This is a genomic window from Sulfurovum sp. (assembly GCF_049668085.1).
GTDB lineage: Bacteria > Campylobacterota > Campylobacteria > Campylobacterales > Sulfurovaceae > Sulfurovum.
In genome coordinates, this window is sequence record NZ_JBATIY010000042.1 from 1 (window position 1) to 14,982 (window position 14,982).

Below are 14,982 nucleotides of genomic sequence, written 5' to 3' on the forward strand. Positions count from 1 at the left end.
GTATACAATGTATTACTCACTTATCGATTCATTGGCAGCAGAACACTCTGCGCGTATGCAAGCGATGGACGCAGCAACTACTAATGCTAAAGAGATGGTAAAAGAACTTACTGTGAAGTATAACAAAGCAAGACAAGAAGCCATTACTACTGAGCTCATAGAGATCATCAGTGGTATGGAATCAATGAAATAATTAGAGGAGAAGTAATGACAGGTAAAATAGTACAAGTCTTAGGTCCCGTTCTCGATGTGGATTTTACAGACTACCTACCGGAGATTAATGAGGCGTTAGAAACGACGTTTATGGTTGATGGTAAAGAGCAAAAATTGGTTTTAGAAGTAGCAGCACAACTAGGTGATAACAGAGTTAGAACAATTGCTATGGATATGAGTGAAGGTGTTGTAAGAGGTCAAGAAGTGAGAGCAACTGGTGACTCTATCAAAGTTCCTGTAGGTGAAGAAGTTCTTGGACGTATCTTTAACGTTATCGGTGAAGCTATTGATGAAGCTGGTGATGTGAATGCCAAAGAATACTGGTCAATCCACAGAGATCCACCAGCATTTGAAGATCAAAGTACAAAAACTGAAGTATTTGAAACGGGTATCAAAGTAGTTGACCTTCTTGCACCATATAACAAAGGTGGAAAAGTTGGACTATTCGGTGGTGCAGGTGTTGGTAAAACCGTAATTATTATGGAACTTATTAACAACGTTGCGATGAAACACAGTGGTTACTCTGTATTTGCTGGTGTTGGTGAAAGAACACGTGAAGGTAATGACCTTTACTACGAAATGAAAGAATCAAACGTACTTGACAAAGTTGCACTTTGTTATGGTCAAATGAGTGAACCTCCTGGAGCACGTAACCGTATTGCACTTACTGGTCTTACTATGGCTGAGTACTTTAGAGATGAGATGGGTCTTGATGTATTGATGTTTATCGATAATATCTTTAGATTTGCTCAATCAGGTTCAGAGATGTCTGCACTTCTTGGTCGTATTCCTTCAGCTGTTGGTTACCAGCCGACACTTGCTAGAGAAATGGGTGCACTTCAAGAGAGAATTACATCAACAACTAAAGGTTCTATTACTTCTGTTCAAGCAGTATATGTACCAGCGGATGACTTGACTGACCCGGCTCCTGCGTCTGTATTTGCTCACTTGGATGCAACAACAGTTCTTAACAGATCTATTGCTGAAAAAGGTATCTACCCTGCGGTTGATCCATTGGATTCAACTTCAAGAATGCTTTCTCCTCAAATTGTTGGTGAAGAACACTATGGTATCGCTAGAGGCGTACAGCAACTTCTTCAAAAATATAAAGACCTTCAGGATATCATTGCGATTCTTGGTATGGATGAGCTTTCTGAAGATGATAAACTTGTTGTTGAAAGAGCAAGAAAGATTGAAAAATATCTTTCACAACCATTCCACGTTGCTGAAGTATTTACAGGTTCTCCAGGTGTTTATGTTACACTTGAAGATACACTTGAAGGATTTAAAGGTCTTATCGAAGGTAAATATGATGACATGAATGAAGCTGCGTTCTACATGGTAGGTAATATGGCTGAAGCTATTGCTAAAAATGATAAGATTAACGCTAAGTAATCTTAGTTCATGTCTTATAAAGGATAATTATGGAACTTATGAAGCTAGAAATAGTCACACCAAACGGTGTGATTTTTGATGCTGAAATAAAGCAGGTAACATTACCAGGGTCTGAGGGTGAGTTTGGTGTTTTAGCCAATCACGCTACTTTGGTATCGTTGCTCGATACAGGTGTGATCGTGATCGACAAAGTAGACGGAAGTGAAGTAGCTGTAGCTATTAACTCTGGTTATGTTAAAGTTGATGAAGAAAAAACAACTTGTATCGTAGATGGTGCTGTTGCTCTTTCTGGCGATGACAGTGATCTTGCAAAAGCACTTGAAGAGGCCAAAAAGTTACTTAAGAGTACAGAAGCTTCTAATACAGCTATTGCTGCAGCAGTAAGCAAAGTTGAGCAAATCGGAAAGTCTTTCTAAGTTGGACTCTCTCGCTACTTATTTCTTTGAAAGCAGTGCAATCACAATTTTTGTGCTGCTTTTACTTTCAGTCTATTTTATCGCTACATTTTGGGTATTTCTTGATAGAATTTACATTTTAAATTCACGTATCAGTTCTGAAGCGAAATCACTTAAGGCACTTTATACAGGTCAGTCAAAATCAGTGGCTAGTAACTCACTTATTTTTACTTATCTGTCCCGTGTCAACACCCCAAATAAAGCCATACTTGAAGCAGCATCTTCTGATGCGATCCGTGTTTCTACAAAAGGGCTGACCTGGCTTTCTATCATCGCGTCTACTTCACCGTTTATCGGTCTTTTTGGTACAGTGATAGGAATACTTGAAACGTTTACTAAATTGGGAGCACAGTCAAGTGCTTCTTTGAGTGTTGTTGCACCAGCTATATCTGAAGCGCTAATAGCTACAGCAGCAGGTATTGGTGTAGCTATATTTGCCTATTCATTTCATTTGATACTTAAACGTAAAGCTTATGAGTTGAGTTCACTGCTCTCTTCTCAATCAGAAGTGATCTTATCTCAGGTTAACGAGGACTGATCATGTTTAGTTGGGATGATAGTCCAGACTTGAACATTACACCTCTAGTAGATGTTATGTTGGTATTGATGGCTATTCTTATGGTTACTGCACCTACGATTACTTTTCAGGAACAGATCGCTTTACCTCAGGGCTCTAAAACACGTAAAGTAGAAAAACCAAAAACACTTACCATTCGTATGGATAAAGATCAAAAAATTTATTTGGGTAAAGATACCTATGCCTTAGATACATTTGCAGATGATTTTGTGAATCAATCTGTGAAGTTTGATAAAAACTCTGAAGTCTATATACGCGCAGATGAAGCATTGCAATATAAAAATGTGATGTATCTTCTTAAAAGTGTGAAAGCAGCTGGTTTTGAGAAGGTCTCACTTATAACATTATGATAAAGAAGTCTTCTACGCTTATCTCAGGATTGTTGGCTTTTGGTATCTACTTTGGTGTTATCGCTGTAGTGATTTTTTATTTTAATACACGTGATCAAAAAAAACCGGTACATTTTGTTAAAAAAAATGAAGAGCGCATACGCGTCTCGATGAGTACACCTAAACCAGTAGCTAAAAAAGAAACTAAAAAACAACCCAAAAAAGTGCTGAAACCCAAGCCTAAACCAAAACCTAAGAAAACAGAAAAAAAGAAAGTGGTCAAGAAAAAAGTTATTAAAGAAAAAGTAGTTAAAAAAGCAAAGGTTGTAAAAAAGAAGAAAGACCTCAATACTACCAAGCCTAAAAAACTCAACAAGCCAAAAGATCTTTTTGCCAATGTCACTTCTAAAAAGAAAATTGAAAAGCCTAAACCTGTCAAAGTGCTGGATAGACCTGAAAAACCTAAAAAAAACAATATAATAAAAGTATCTGAAAAGATAAGTGCCTCGGAATTGGTATCAAACTCATTAAAGATCCAAGAAAAGAGTGATTCAGGCATAGAGAATGCATATTTGGCAATGATAGAAGAGAAACTTAAGGGTTGGCCTGCTCAAAGTGAATATGCCGGAGAAAAGGCAAAGGTATGGATCAAAGTAGAAACTAGCGGTATATTTAGGTTTAAAGTGATCTCTGCATCTGGAAATGAAGCATTCAATTCAGGTCTGATAGCATATTTAAAACAGTTGCAGAAGATTGGTTTTGGTCCGCATAAGGGTAACAGACCTTATGAGTTAGATGTAGAGTTTATTGCGACAGAATAGGGTATAAGATGAATAAAAAAATAGCATATCAAGGTGTTCAAGGGGCATATTCTGAGCAAGCTTGCAGAAATGCATATGAGGCATATGAAACCATTGCTTGTGATACCTTTCATGAAGCGATGTGGATGGTAGAGCGGGGGGATGCAGATCTAGCTATGATCCCTTTGGAAAATTCCACGGCTGGAAGAGTAGAAGAGATCTATAGACTTATTCCTAAAATGTCACTGCATGTCATTGCTGAGCACTTTGAACCTATAGTACATTGTTTACTTGCACTTCCAGATGTGAGATTGGAAGAATTAAAATATGTTGCTTCCCATCCTCAGGCATTGGCCCAGTGTCACAACAATATACTCTCCTTAGGGTTAAAAGCAGAAGCAAAACTTGATACCGCTGGTGCAGCCAAAGAGTTGGCTGACCTTAATGATCCACAAAGAGCAGCTATTGCTTCGAAACTTGCAGCAGATATTTACGGGTTAGAGATATTAAAAGAAAACTTTGAAGACAAGCATGGAAATACTACACGATTTTTCATACTTTCAGGAGAAAAAAAAGTGCCTCTTTATGAGCCATCTAAAAGATATATTACCTCTTTGGTATTTCAGGTACAAAATATACCGGCTGCTCTCTATAAAGTGCTTGGGGGTTTTGCAAGCAATGGTATTAACCTTTTAAAGATAGAAAGTTATATGGGGACACAAATGCTTCCTGGAAGTCAATTTCATATCGATATAGATGGACACATTGATGCAGATATTATGAGAATTGCTTTAAAGGAAGTCTCATTTTTTGCAGAAGATGTAAGGATACTAGGTGTTTATGAGAGTCATAGAGACCATCAAGTTGAGTATATAATTTAAGTATAGAATAGATATATTCCATACATTGAAACCTGATCAAATGAATTATGAAATAGTGGAATGTTTAGCAGGCAAATATTTTGTAGAAAATAATTGTTTAGGAATAGGTTGAGAGAAATAGAAACCTTGGTACACAAGTGTATTATCAAGATTATAAAGTATTTCTTTTTGCTTTTCATTTTCAATTCCCTCTATAACCAAGGTATAATCGAATTGTTGTGCAATGTGAAATATGGTCTTAATAAGAGAGATATCTGAAATTTTGTTTTCTATATTTAGAACAAATGACTTATCTATCTTAATCGCATCAAGTGAGAGGTTTTGAATATAAGAAAGTGATGAGTATCCTACACCAAAATCATCTATGGCAAATCGGACGCCACTATCTTGTAAATTGGATATGACCTCTTTCGTATTTTTAAAGTTTTCTACCAATGTTTGTTCGGTGATCTCCAAGGTAATATCTGAACAGTTCAAATCATAATGCTTTAGCATTTCTAAATATCTTACTGCAAAGTCAGCTTCAAGTAATTGTAATACGTTAATGTTTATAGATATATAATCAAGATTCCATCGGTTTTCTTTTTTCCATGAGCTTATATCTTTACATGTTTGTTCTATGATCCACCATGTAACCTCCCAAAGCAGTCCACTTTTAAGCAAGAGTGGGAGGAATATATTTGGCGTAAGTACTCCTTTAGTTGGATGGTCCCAACGCAGAAGTGTTTCTGCTGCTATGACCTTATCATCAGAAATCGAAACAATCGGTTGAAGGAGCAGTAAAAACTGATCCTCTTTTAATGCATGATGCAGATCAGACTGGAGCATGAATTGCTCTTTTTGTATCTCATCGAGTTTAGGGTTGTAGCATGAAGTTCCCTCTCCTGAAGCTTTGGCTTGATACATCGCGATATCTGCTCTACGTATGAGTTCTTCTACATCTTTAAAGTTTGGTTCTACCATTACCATACCCATACTTGCAGAAATTTTATGACTGGTATTGTTGATGATCAATGGTTCTTTAAATATCTCTAGTATCATTTGTGCAAAATGATCCATTCTCTCTTTCATCACTTCGAGGTTTGTAGAGATAAAAGGTATGACGATAATAAATTCATCACCTCCAAGTCTACAGATCTCACAAGAAAAAGTTAATAATCTACTTAATCGTCTAGAGATATTAATAAGTACAATATCTCCAGTACCATGTCCCAAAGAGTCGTTGATATGTTTAAAATCATTTAGATCAAGATAGTAAAGCAGTGAGTAGTATGTGCCATATCGGACATCTTTGGTAATACTTTGCATATACTCTTCAAATCCCCGTCTGTTGAGAAGTGCGGTTAATGCATCTTGCGCAGCAATGAGTTCCAGCTGTTTTTGTGATTTGTATTCTTGTGTTTTATCATCTACAAGACCAATCAGACCTATACTCTTATTGTTACTGTCAGTAAATGGGAAATATTTGATCTCCAATAATAGTTTTTCACCATTTGGGAGGAGGTAAGAATCTTCAGATACCAGTGGCTTACCCCTAAGTACTCTATTGAGCTCTCCAGAGGTACTGTGCGAAAAAACTTTGTGAGCTTGTCGTCCAATGAGCTCTTCTTGAGGGAGTTTAAAAAGTGTACTGAGCTCTTCATTACAGTTGATAATGGTGCAGTCTGTATCGCATGAAAATATGCCAATAGGCGCTTCTTCAAAAAAACTGTGTAACAGTTCTTGCTTTTCATGAAGTAGTCCTTCCATTTCAGAGATGATCTTTACTTTGGAATCAAGTGTTTTTTTCTGTCTATAAGAGTGTAAAATAATATTTGCTTGTGCAAAGAAATAAATAAGCAATAAAAAAGCAAGAATAATGGTTTCAACTTTTGTAAGAAGAAGCATTGTAACAAAAAGAGGGATATAAAGTATGAGTAGGAAACCTATAGCTGTACGATAATCATAGGACAATGTATTGGCTTCAGCACTACTCATTCCAAGTATAATGACAAAGACAAGCATTTGGTAATAGTCACTTAACTGAGGTGTAATAAAAAGAATCAATATAGCATACATTAACGCTGTCAACCATGCTCGAATAACAAATCTTTTATGCCATCTTTGAAGTGAGTACCTCTCTGGATTCCTTTTGTAATCATAGGCATCATGAAGTCTCCACATGGTAAACACAACAGTGATACCATACCAGATAAAAGCATTATTCCCAACATAAGGAGTGAGTAGATAGAGAAAGATCGTTTCAAGTAATATAAGGCTAATAAGGGATTTTCTTGCAAAGTTGTAGACATTATTGAGGGTATCTGCACCAATAACTCTATGGTCTTTTAATTGAAACAGTTCTTTGAAATAATCCATAGAAAATGTATCCCCGCCCTTTCTTAAGATAAATTTGATTAGGTAAGATCAAAACTATCACCATGAATAGATATCATGTTATTTAATATGATATCTATTGTAATATATATTTTTGCTGTATAAAAGATAAATTTTGAGCATAACCTATCTTTATATAAAAATTATATCAGGAGTAGTGTTAGCGGAGTGCTAATATGGTATTGCTTTTGAACCAGTATGTGCAGTTAGAGTAATATTTTAGCAGGTTCCCAATATAGAAATATTGTATAAAAACCCTCTGAATCTTTAGTAGAACATAGCGGACATATAACCAACTACAGAGCTTGTATCTTTACTTTCGTCAGCAGAGGTACGATAGTCTAGCAATTTTGAAGAGAGTTTTAAGTGTTTTGCTGTAAGTATCATGGCTTGAATACCGGTAAGTCCACAGGCTTTACATCCTTTTTCTAGTTCTTTCAGATCTAGTTTTGCTACACCTCTTAAACAGTGTTTGTCAAGTGTATTTGCCTCTTTTAAAGTATGAAAATGACTCAGGTCAGAACTTATGACTACGGCATTATCTTGGTCTTTTAGAAGTACGGTGATGAGGTTTGCCAATGTTTTAACGGGAATATCACCATAGATCAATTCTATCACTTTTGTTTTGGGAAAGTAGTGTTGTATGAAAGGAAATTGTACTTCAGTGGAGTGTTCTTTTTCATGCGCTTTTGGTTCAAAGCCTATATTGAATTGTTTGGCTAAGGCAAAAAGATATGCACTGTCTATCTTTGGTTGACCACAGGGTGTTTCAACTTTCTCATAATAGCTCCCCGATATCCCCTTGAAATAATGGTGATGACTTGGACCTATGACGATGATACGTTTTACTTTGGTCTGCTTCAAGGATCTGTATGCAAAGTTTGCAGTGAAACCACTGTAGATGTAACCGGCATGGGGAACTATGATGGCTCTAGGTATGATACTTTTAATGTTGTCAGGGATATGCATAGCATCATATGTCTGATTAAACTCTCGAAAATATGCTTGTATTTTCATACATTCTTCAGGGTAAAAACTACCTTTAACAGCAGCTTTTCGTATCGCACCGTTCATGGTTATTCTTTGTACTTTTCTACAGTATACGTAGAAATCTCAGGATGTTGTGAGAGACAGTCATTACTCAAGTTGGCTTTCATACATAAACTGGAGAAAAAATCATCAAATTGTGGTAACTGTTCCCAGACCTGAGGTAAATAGGTTGCCTGTCTGTCACGAAGTTTAAGTACGATACCATCTTGAAAAGGAACAACCTTGTTTTTTAGATCATTAAGATCATCATACTGTAGCACTTGTGGTTCCGAAAGAATGGAAACTTCTATTTTTATCTGGTCTAGCTCTTCCAAACTAAGAGGTAAAAATCTAGGATCACGTAAAGCAGCAGCCTGTGCATTCATTATAATATCTTTATAGAGGGGACGATAGGCTTGAAGTGAACCAATGCATCCACGAAGCTGTTCGTTCGGATCTTTGTTAATGGTAACAAAAGCAGCACCATTATTTTGAAGTGCAGGGTAGGTTTTTAAAGCATGTTCCAGATCAAAATCTTCAGGTTGGTTCAACGCAACTAAAATAGCAGCTTTGGCTAAGGCTATGACTATATCATTCAACTTATACTCCTTAATATTTTATTTTAGCATAAATTGAATAATCAAAAATTTTTTAATATTTATTAATGAATACCTTGATACAATACACACTAAACCAAACACTAAAAATCGAGGTAGATGATTGAGACAGTTATTATTAGCATTAGTATCAATGAGTATTTTTGCATTAAACCTTTTTGGGGTGGATGCAACACTTAAAATAGAAAAAGATGTTGAGCAGAGAGCACGTATAGCTCTAGTTGATGGTTCAACGGAGCAAAGCAGTAAAGTTTTTGATATTTTTCTTTCAGACCTTAAGATCTCTGGACATTTTTTAGCAGACAGTACGCATCATATAGGAGATATCTCTTCGAACTATATTTTACCTGCATTAAAAGGGCAGGAATATGTATTGAAATATACGATGGATCAACAATCAGGCAGTAAACTGTTGGTACGTCTTTTAAAGTCTTCAGATGGTACAGAGATCTTTAAAAAAAGCTATGCTATACCTAAAAAAGCAAAGATGCCATTTCTCATACATAAGGCAGTGAGTGATATTAACAATGCATTAAAATACCCAAGTATTGCTTGGATAAACCGCTATGTCGCCTATGCGGTGTATACGACTCCAGGACGCAGTGAAATACGCTTGGCTGATTACACTTTCAATTATAAAAAAACAATTATAAAAGGTGGGTTGAATCTATTCCCGAAATGGGCTGATTCAAGACAGAGAAGTTTATACTATACCTCGTATAAAGGTACACTGCCGACATTATATAAGCTTAATATCTATACAGGTGCAAAATCGAAAATAGTAAGTTCTGAGGGAATGATGGTCTGTTCGGATGTAAACAAAAATGGTTCAAAGCTTTTACTCACTATGGCACCTGAAGGGCAAGCAGATATCTATGAACTTGATGTAGCATCAAAATCGAAAAAAAGAGTAACGAAATTTAAAGGGATTGATGTAAATGGCCGATATATAGATGATGAGAGTCGTATCGTTTTTATTTCAAATAGACTAGGCTATGCAAATGTATTTAAAAAGTCTATCAATAGTGCAGCAACTTCACAAGTAGTCCATCATGGTCGTAACAATAATGCTTGTGATGCTTATGGTGACAAAATAGTTTATTCGAGCAGGGAAAGTAATCGTGCTTTTGGAGACAATACATTTAATCTTTACCTTGCTTCCTCAGGGAGTTCAGATACAAGACCGATCACGACAACAGGTTCAAACCAGTTCCCTCGTTTTTCTTCGGATGGATCTGTGATACTTTTTCTGAAGCAGAGAGGTCATAGCTCTTCTATAGGATATATAAATCTTGCAAGTCAACAAAGTTTACTTTTTCCATTTAACGATAGAAAAGTTCAATCAATTGATTGGTAATACATTTTTCCAAGAAGTCATTTAGTGACTATTTGGATAATATTTCAATAAAAAAAGGATATATAATGACACATAAATTACTTGCAGCAACAGCAATACTCTCACTCATTTTGGCTGGATGCGCACAACCTGCACCCGATCTAGATGGAAAAAATAATATTTCAGATGCAAACCATATCGAAGGTGACACTGTAAGCATAGATGAAAACGCTTTTGGAGATGGATCTGCTGGAAGCTATAACAGTAGTAGTGATGGCTTTAAAAGTATCTATTTTGATTTTGCAGACTATTCTATTTCTTCAAATATGGAAAACAATATGAACCATAATTTCGGTGTAGCAAATGCAGCATCTTCTAAAATAAAAATAGAAGGTAATTGTGATGAGTTTGGTACAGATGAGTATAATTATGCCTTAGGATTGAAACGTGCAAAGGCAGTTAAAGACAGCATTGCAGCGCAAGGTCTAGATACAAGTAAAATGGTATTAGTCAGTTTTGGTGAGAGTAATGCGATATGTACAGATGCTACTGACAGTTGTTATGAGAGAAACAGAAGAGTTGATATTCGCTTGATAAAGTAGGGTAGATATGATAAGTATACTCAATAAGTATGTAGCACATTATGCCTGTATTGTACTTGCTGGCACCGTATTTACATATGCTGAACCCTCCGTGTATGGGTTTGGAAGTACTGAAACCACATCTGATGTACAAACTTCAGGGAGCAGTACAAACAGCATTGCTGCGTTGAAACAACAAATAGCACAGCAAGATGAGAGAATAGATGGACTTACGACGATCATAGAAGGTTTGAGTGCCTCGATCAACGAACTTCAACTCTCTGGAGGAATGAATACTTCTACTATAGAAGGCAATGATTCATCTAACACTGCATTACTGAAAAAATTAGCAGGTATGATCGATGAGATCAATGCCAACTATGTCAGTAAAGAAGAGTTTCAAAATGCCTTGGGTAGTACAAATAAGGTAAAGACAAAGACTTCTACCAAAACAGCTACTAAAAAGAAAGAAACCATTCAGGGTAAAAGTAATGCACAACTTTACAGCGAAGGCGTAAGGTTTTTTGTAAAAAAACGTTATGATGAAGCACAAAAAAGATTTGCGATAACCGATATAAAAGGGTATAAGCCTGCAGCATCGAATTATTATTTGGGTGAAATTGCATATTATACAAAGAAGTATGAAGATGCGATCTTTTATTTTAAAAAGAGTGCAGGTATTTACGATAAAGCTTCTTATATAGATACGCTTCTTCTTCATACAGCAGTATCTCTCGAAAAAAGTGGAGATAAAGGCCAGGCAAAAGCATTTTATGAAAATATCATAGAAAATTATCCTGGCAAGAAATCTGCAAAGATCGCTAAAGAAAGATTGAAAAAACTGTAGGAAAAATGATGTTTAAAATACTCTTTATATTGCTCTCTCTTTTGACTATAGGGACGACAAATGAACAGAGTAGCGTATTGCCACTTAAAGGCATAGAAACCATGCCTCTTTCCAAAACAGTTTTCCAGTTGATCAAAAATGATAGTGAAAAGATGGTAGATCTTTCTGGACAGAACTTTATTGTTGTTTCTGTACGTGAAGCAGGAAGTGATGGGCGTTTTTATGCAGTGGACAGGGATGGTACGGTATGGTGGAGCGGTCCTGTGACCTCTGGAGCACCAGAATTTAGAAGTCCATCAGGTATCTTTACGATCTTTCAAAAAAAGCGTTATCATATGTCAACACTTTGGCCTGATGAGAGTGGTGTGAACAACATGGATTATATGATGAAGTTTACAAGAGGTGGACATGCTTTGCATAAAGGAAGTGTGGACTGGATGTCTCATGGTTGTATACATATTGATCCTAAAGATGTACCGGTGATCTATCACTGGTCTAATTATAAAACAAAAGTGGTCATTACCAGACATAGCTATATGCCTTTCGCGCGAGAGGATCTAAAGAAGATTTACGGGAAGAGATAAAGAAGAAGGTGTATTACAACTCCTTTGCTCTTTTATAGGCTTCTTCTATAGCATTCATAAAAGCTGCTCTGGCATTACCGTCTTCAAGTGCAGCATAACCTGCAGCAGTTGTACCACCTGGACTCATAACCCCATCTTTTAGTAATGAAGGGTGTACTTCTTGGATGAGTTCACCAAAACCTGAGAAGAGTCCTCTCATAGCAGCCATGGCATGTTCTCTTTTGAGTCCCTGTTTGACAGCACCATCTGCAAGTGCTTCAGCAACTAGTGCTAAATATGCAGGTCCGGAACCAGCCAAAGCAGTAGCAATGTCTATCTCTTTTTCGCTGTCTAGCCAAAGTGTTTCACCTATGGCACCCAAAAGTTCTTCTGCTTCTTTTTTATAACCCATATCACCTGTCAGTGTGGTCATGGATCTGCCAACACTTGCAGCAAGATTTGGCATGGTTCTTACTACAGCTTGTGTGTTGAGGTGCTGTTTGAGTTTTTCCAGAGATGTCCCTGCAAGCACTGAGAAGACAACCCTTGCTTTACCCTTGAGTTTTGTGGCCACTTCTTCTACATTGGCAGGTTTCACACAAAAAAGTATGGTTTTATCTGTGATATCAAAGTCATCAAGAAGATATTTATCTATTTTGATACCAAGTGCTTTTTCAAAAGCATCAAGCTTATGCATATTTCTTCCGACAACTTCAATATTGTATTTACCTTTGAGACCTTGAGCTATACTCAGTCCCATATTACCGTTACCTATAAATGTGATTGTTTGCATTCTTTTCTCACTCAATTAATTTGAATGATTATAACATTATTAGTATTTATTTGTTAAAATAGAGTCAATTACAGTGATAGGAAAAATAATGGAAGCATTTTTGCAAGAAGCTAAAGCATCAAGTAGGATTTTATCTACGTTGAGCGGAGCAGATAAAAATAGGATTTTAGAAGAGATGGCAACAGCCTTGCGTGTCAACACAGGGGATATACTTAAAGCCAATGCACTCGACATGGCTGACGCAGAAACAAATAACCTTGCACCATCATTGAAAGACAGACTTTTTCTAGATGAAAGTCGGGTGGATGGGATGGCCGTTGCTATTGAAGAGATAGCTGCACTTAAAGAACCGGTCGGACGTGTACTTGATGGTTGGGTGACCGAAGATGGACTGAAGATTGAGAAGGTTTCTGTACCCATAGGTGTCATAGGTATCATTTATGAGTCACGTCCAAATGTAACCTCAGATACGGCGGCACTGAATTTTAAATCTTCAAATGTCTGTGTACTTAAAGGCGGGAAGGAAGCACAGCATTCAAATGAAGCTATCGCAAAAGTTTTACAAAGTGTACTTAAGGCCAATGATCTACCCGAAGCACTCATTTCTCTTATTCCTGATGCTTCACGTGAAGGTGTGTCAAAGCTTATCAAGATGGACAAATATGTTGACCTTATCGTTCCTCGCGGTGGAGAAGGACTTATTCGTTATGTGAGTGAAAATGCTTCTGTACCTGTGGTAAAACATGATAAAGGTCAGTGTCATACGTATATAGATGAAGATGCCAATGTACAAAATGCTATAGCCATAGCTATCAATGCAAAAGTGCAAAGACCAGGTGTATGTAACTCTATGGAGACGCTGCTCGTGGATTCTGCTATTGCAGAGGAAGTACTTCCTCAACTGAAAGTAGCTTTTGATGAAGCGCATACAGAGCTTAAGGGGTGTGAAGTAACTCAAAAGAGTATTGATGTTGCACCTGCTACTGATGCAGATTACGACACAGAGTATCTGGCAAACATCTTAAATATCAAAGTAGTAGATGGAGTCAATGGTGCCATAGACCACATCGTACGTTTTGGTTCTGGACACTCTGAGGCGATCATTACGGAAAACATTACCACTGCGGAAGCTTTCTTGAACGCTATAGATGCAGCAGCAGTCTATGTCAATGCATCAACACGTTTTACTGATGGTGGAGCATTTGGTTTTGGTGCTGAAGTAGGTATCAGTACAAACAAATTGCATGCACGAGGGCCTATGGGTATAGAAGGTTTAACTACCTATAAGTTTAAAATTTATGGTTCAGGACAAATAAGATAAAAAATATCTTTTATCTAAGGATTGCTAAAGTTTGATTAGCTAGAATAGCACAAATCTAACAATAGGAAACATTATGACAATTACAAATGAAAATTGTGTAGTAGGTATCGAATACGAAGTAAAGCAAGCAGGTACAACAGAGGTTGTAGACAGTAACAAAGGTGCAGAGCCACTAGAGTTTATCATCGGTAAAGGGCAGATCATTCCAGGTCTTGAGAACGCACTTGTAGGTATGGCTCAAGGTGAAAGCGGAGACATTATGGTTTCAGCTGCAGATGCATATGGAGATATAAACCCAGAAGCAATGCAAACACTTCCTATCGAGCAGTTTGACGGTGTTGATCTTGTAGAAGGTATGACACTTTTTGGTCAAGGTGAAGGTGGTCAGCAAGTACAGGTAACAGTAAGATCATTTGATGAAAAAGAAGTAAATATTGACTTTAATCACCCATTGGCTGGTAAAGATCTTATGTTCTCAGTAATGGTTGTTACGGCAAGAGAAGCAACAGCAGATGAGATCTCATCTGGTCAAATTGGTGGACCTGCAGAATCAGGCGGTAGCTGTGGTACAGGATGTGGTTGTCACTAATCTTTCGTCTTCTATAGCGAAAGTCTTATTTAAAGACTTTCGCCACCTTTACTTATGCCTATTCTCTTAGGTATACATTCTCACTTTATGTAACTTTTTAATCACACTTAGCAGAAATCCCAACGGCTAAAGACCATTGGGATTTCTGCGTACAAGGTGCTAACCTTGATTTTTGATATAGTTCTGAATAGTATCAGGACTTGCTTCTCCTATTGAGCATACAAAATACCCATCAGTCCAAAAAGTATTTTCTTTCCAAAAATGCTGTTTTAGAAATGGT

General features: G+C 37.0%; 18 protein-coding genes. 13 read left to right on the top strand and 5 right to left on the bottom strand.

Annotation, left to right across the window (positions count from 1 at the left end; genetic code table 11):
* From WBM70_RS02720 to WBM70_RS02750, 7 genes are all read left to right on the top strand, one after another.
* Positions 1 to 193, top strand: a 193-nt coding sequence (locus tag WBM70_RS02720; RefSeq protein WP_424556980.1) for a F0F1 ATP synthase subunit gamma, incomplete at its 5' end; no start/stop codon positions are given.
* Positions 194 to 207: 14 nt separating this feature from the next.
* Entirely contained in the window at positions 208 to 1,608 is a 1,401-nt protein-coding gene (atpD, locus tag WBM70_RS02725) for a F0F1 ATP synthase subunit beta (RefSeq protein ID WP_424556981.1), read from the top strand.
* A gap of 29 nt (positions 1,609 to 1,637) precedes the next feature.
* Positions 1,638 to 2,024 carry an ATP synthase F1 subunit epsilon gene (atpC, locus tag WBM70_RS02730; RefSeq protein ID WP_424556982.1) on the top strand — a complete coding sequence of 129 codons (387 nt, stop codon included), beginning with the start codon at positions 1,638 to 1,640 and terminating at the stop codon, positions 2,022 to 2,024.
* Between the two features lies 1 nt (position 2,025).
* Positions 2,026 to 2,601 (top strand): MotA/TolQ/ExbB proton channel family protein, encoded by a 576-nt coding sequence (locus tag WBM70_RS02735; protein WP_424556996.1) that lies wholly within the window; start codon positions 2,026 to 2,028, stop codon positions 2,599 to 2,601.
* 2 nt (positions 2,602 to 2,603) lie between these two features.
* Positions 2,604 to 2,990, top strand: coding sequence for a biopolymer transporter ExbD (locus tag WBM70_RS02740; RefSeq protein WP_424556983.1), 387 nt, complete (start codon positions 2,604 to 2,606; stop codon positions 2,988 to 2,990).
* Positions 2,987 to 3,790: a TonB C-terminal domain-containing protein gene (locus WBM70_RS02745; protein WP_424556984.1), complete on the top strand. Its 804-nt coding sequence runs from the start codon at positions 2,987 to 2,989 to the stop codon at positions 3,788 to 3,790. The genes WBM70_RS02740 and WBM70_RS02745 overlap by 4 nt, the downstream gene beginning before the upstream one ends.
* 8 nt (positions 3,791 to 3,798) lie before the next feature.
* A complete protein-coding gene (locus WBM70_RS02750; protein WP_424556985.1) occupies positions 3,799 to 4,650 on the top strand; it encodes a prephenate dehydratase in 852 nt (283 codons plus the stop codon).
* 45 nt (positions 4,651 to 4,695) lie between these two features.
* Here the strand turns inward: WBM70_RS02750 and WBM70_RS02755 are convergent, their stop codons facing one another.
* The 3 genes from WBM70_RS02755 to amrA form a co-directional block, all read right to left on the bottom strand.
* Positions 4,696 to 7,008, bottom strand: a complete 2,313-nt coding sequence (locus WBM70_RS02755) for a putative bifunctional diguanylate cyclase/phosphodiesterase (protein ID WP_424556986.1) — start codon at positions 7,006 to 7,008, stop codon at positions 4,696 to 4,698.
* Between the two features lie 285 nt (positions 7,009 to 7,293).
* The gene (gene amrB, locus WBM70_RS02760; protein WP_424556987.1) at positions 7,294 to 8,100 is read right to left on the bottom strand and encodes an AmmeMemoRadiSam system protein B; all 807 of its coding nucleotides are present in this window, start codon (positions 8,098 to 8,100) and stop codon (positions 7,294 to 7,296) included.
* A gap of 2 nt (positions 8,101 to 8,102) precedes the next feature.
* Complete coding sequence (gene amrA, locus WBM70_RS02765; RefSeq protein WP_424556988.1) at positions 8,103 to 8,654, bottom strand: AmmeMemoRadiSam system protein A; 552 nt, start codon at positions 8,652 to 8,654, stop codon at positions 8,103 to 8,105.
* A gap of 121 nt (positions 8,655 to 8,775) precedes the next feature.
* On the opposite strand from amrA, the gene tolB reads away from it, so the two are divergent.
* The 4 genes from tolB to WBM70_RS02785 all read left to right on the top strand — a co-directional run bounded on the left by tolB (position 8,776) and on the right by WBM70_RS02785 (position 12,020).
* Positions 8,776 to 10,029, top strand: coding sequence for a Tol-Pal system protein TolB (gene tolB / locus WBM70_RS02770; protein ID WP_424556989.1), 1,254 nt, complete (start codon positions 8,776 to 8,778; stop codon positions 10,027 to 10,029).
* Between the two features lie 65 nt (positions 10,030 to 10,094).
* Positions 10,095 to 10,610, top strand: a complete 516-nt coding sequence (locus WBM70_RS02775; protein ID WP_424556990.1) for an OmpA family protein — start codon at positions 10,095 to 10,097, stop codon at positions 10,608 to 10,610.
* A 7-nt stretch (positions 10,611 to 10,617) separates the two neighbouring features.
* On the top strand, positions 10,618 to 11,436 hold the full coding sequence (locus WBM70_RS02780; protein ID WP_424556991.1) for a tetratricopeptide repeat protein: 819 nt from the start codon (positions 10,618 to 10,620) through the stop codon (positions 11,434 to 11,436).
* A gap of 8 nt (positions 11,437 to 11,444) precedes the next feature.
* Positions 11,445 to 12,020 (top strand): L,D-transpeptidase, encoded by a 576-nt coding sequence (locus WBM70_RS02785; protein WP_424556992.1) that lies wholly within the window; start codon positions 11,445 to 11,447, stop codon positions 12,018 to 12,020.
* 13 nt (positions 12,021 to 12,033) lie between these two features.
* Here WBM70_RS02785 and WBM70_RS02790 read toward each other — a convergent pair whose 3' ends face one another.
* Positions 12,034 to 12,792, bottom strand: coding sequence for a pyrroline-5-carboxylate reductase (locus WBM70_RS02790; RefSeq protein ID WP_424556993.1), 759 nt, complete (start codon positions 12,790 to 12,792; stop codon positions 12,034 to 12,036).
* Positions 12,793 to 12,880: 88 nt separating this feature from the next.
* Here WBM70_RS02790 and WBM70_RS02795 point away from each other — a divergent pair, with 88 nt between their 5' ends.
* Together WBM70_RS02795 and WBM70_RS02800 are read left to right on the top strand one after the other, a co-directional pair.
* Positions 12,881 to 14,113 carry a glutamate-5-semialdehyde dehydrogenase gene (locus WBM70_RS02795; RefSeq protein WP_424556994.1) on the top strand — a complete coding sequence of 411 codons (1,233 nt, stop codon included), beginning with the start codon at positions 12,881 to 12,883 and terminating at the stop codon, positions 14,111 to 14,113.
* Between the two features lie 73 nt (positions 14,114 to 14,186).
* Positions 14,187 to 14,702 carry an FKBP-type peptidyl-prolyl cis-trans isomerase gene (locus WBM70_RS02800; RefSeq protein ID WP_424556995.1) on the top strand — a complete coding sequence of 172 codons (516 nt, stop codon included), beginning with the start codon at positions 14,187 to 14,189 and terminating at the stop codon, positions 14,700 to 14,702.
* A 159-nt stretch (positions 14,703 to 14,861) separates the two neighbouring features.
* On the opposite strand, the gene WBM70_RS02805 is transcribed toward WBM70_RS02800, so the two are convergent.
* Positions 14,862 to 14,982, bottom strand: a 121-nt coding sequence (locus tag WBM70_RS02805; RefSeq protein ID WP_424556997.1) for a transposase, incomplete at its 5' end; no start/stop codon positions are given.

Excerpts from the sequence above, each read along its gene's own strand:
- atpD (WP_424556981.1), top strand. The coding sequence starts at position 208 with ATGACAGGTAAAATAGTACAAGTCTTAGGTCCCGTTCTCGATGTGGAT.
- WBM70_RS02750 (WP_424556985.1), top strand. The coding sequence starts at position 3,799 with ATGAATAAAAAAATAGCATATCAAGGTGTTCAAGGGGCATATTCTGAG.
- WBM70_RS02780 (WP_424556991.1), top strand. The coding sequence starts at position 10,618 with ATGATAAGTATACTCAATAAGTATGTAGCACATTATGCCTGTATTGTA.
- WBM70_RS02755 (WP_424556986.1), bottom strand. The coding sequence starts at position 7,008 with ATGGATTATTTCAAAGAACTGTTTCAATTAAAAGACCATAGAGTTATT.
- amrB (WP_424556987.1), bottom strand. The coding sequence starts at position 8,100 with ATGAACGGTGCGATACGAAAAGCTGCTGTTAAAGGTAGTTTTTACCCT.
- WBM70_RS02785 (WP_424556992.1), top strand. The coding sequence starts at position 11,445 with ATGTTTAAAATACTCTTTATATTGCTCTCTCTTTTGACTATAGGGACG.
- WBM70_RS02795 (WP_424556994.1), top strand. The coding sequence starts at position 12,881 with ATGGAAGCATTTTTGCAAGAAGCTAAAGCATCAAGTAGGATTTTATCT.
- WBM70_RS02790 (WP_424556993.1), bottom strand. The coding sequence starts at position 12,792 with ATGCAAACAATCACATTTATAGGTAACGGTAATATGGGACTGAGTATA.
- WBM70_RS02745 (WP_424556984.1), top strand. The coding sequence starts at position 2,987 with ATGATAAAGAAGTCTTCTACGCTTATCTCAGGATTGTTGGCTTTTGGT.
- atpC (WP_424556982.1), top strand. The coding sequence starts at position 1,638 with ATGGAACTTATGAAGCTAGAAATAGTCACACCAAACGGTGTGATTTTT.
- WBM70_RS02740 (WP_424556983.1), top strand. The coding sequence starts at position 2,604 with ATGTTTAGTTGGGATGATAGTCCAGACTTGAACATTACACCTCTAGTA.
- WBM70_RS02800 (WP_424556995.1), top strand. The coding sequence starts at position 14,187 with ATGACAATTACAAATGAAAATTGTGTAGTAGGTATCGAATACGAAGTA.
- WBM70_RS02775 (WP_424556990.1), top strand. The coding sequence starts at position 10,095 with ATGACACATAAATTACTTGCAGCAACAGCAATACTCTCACTCATTTTG.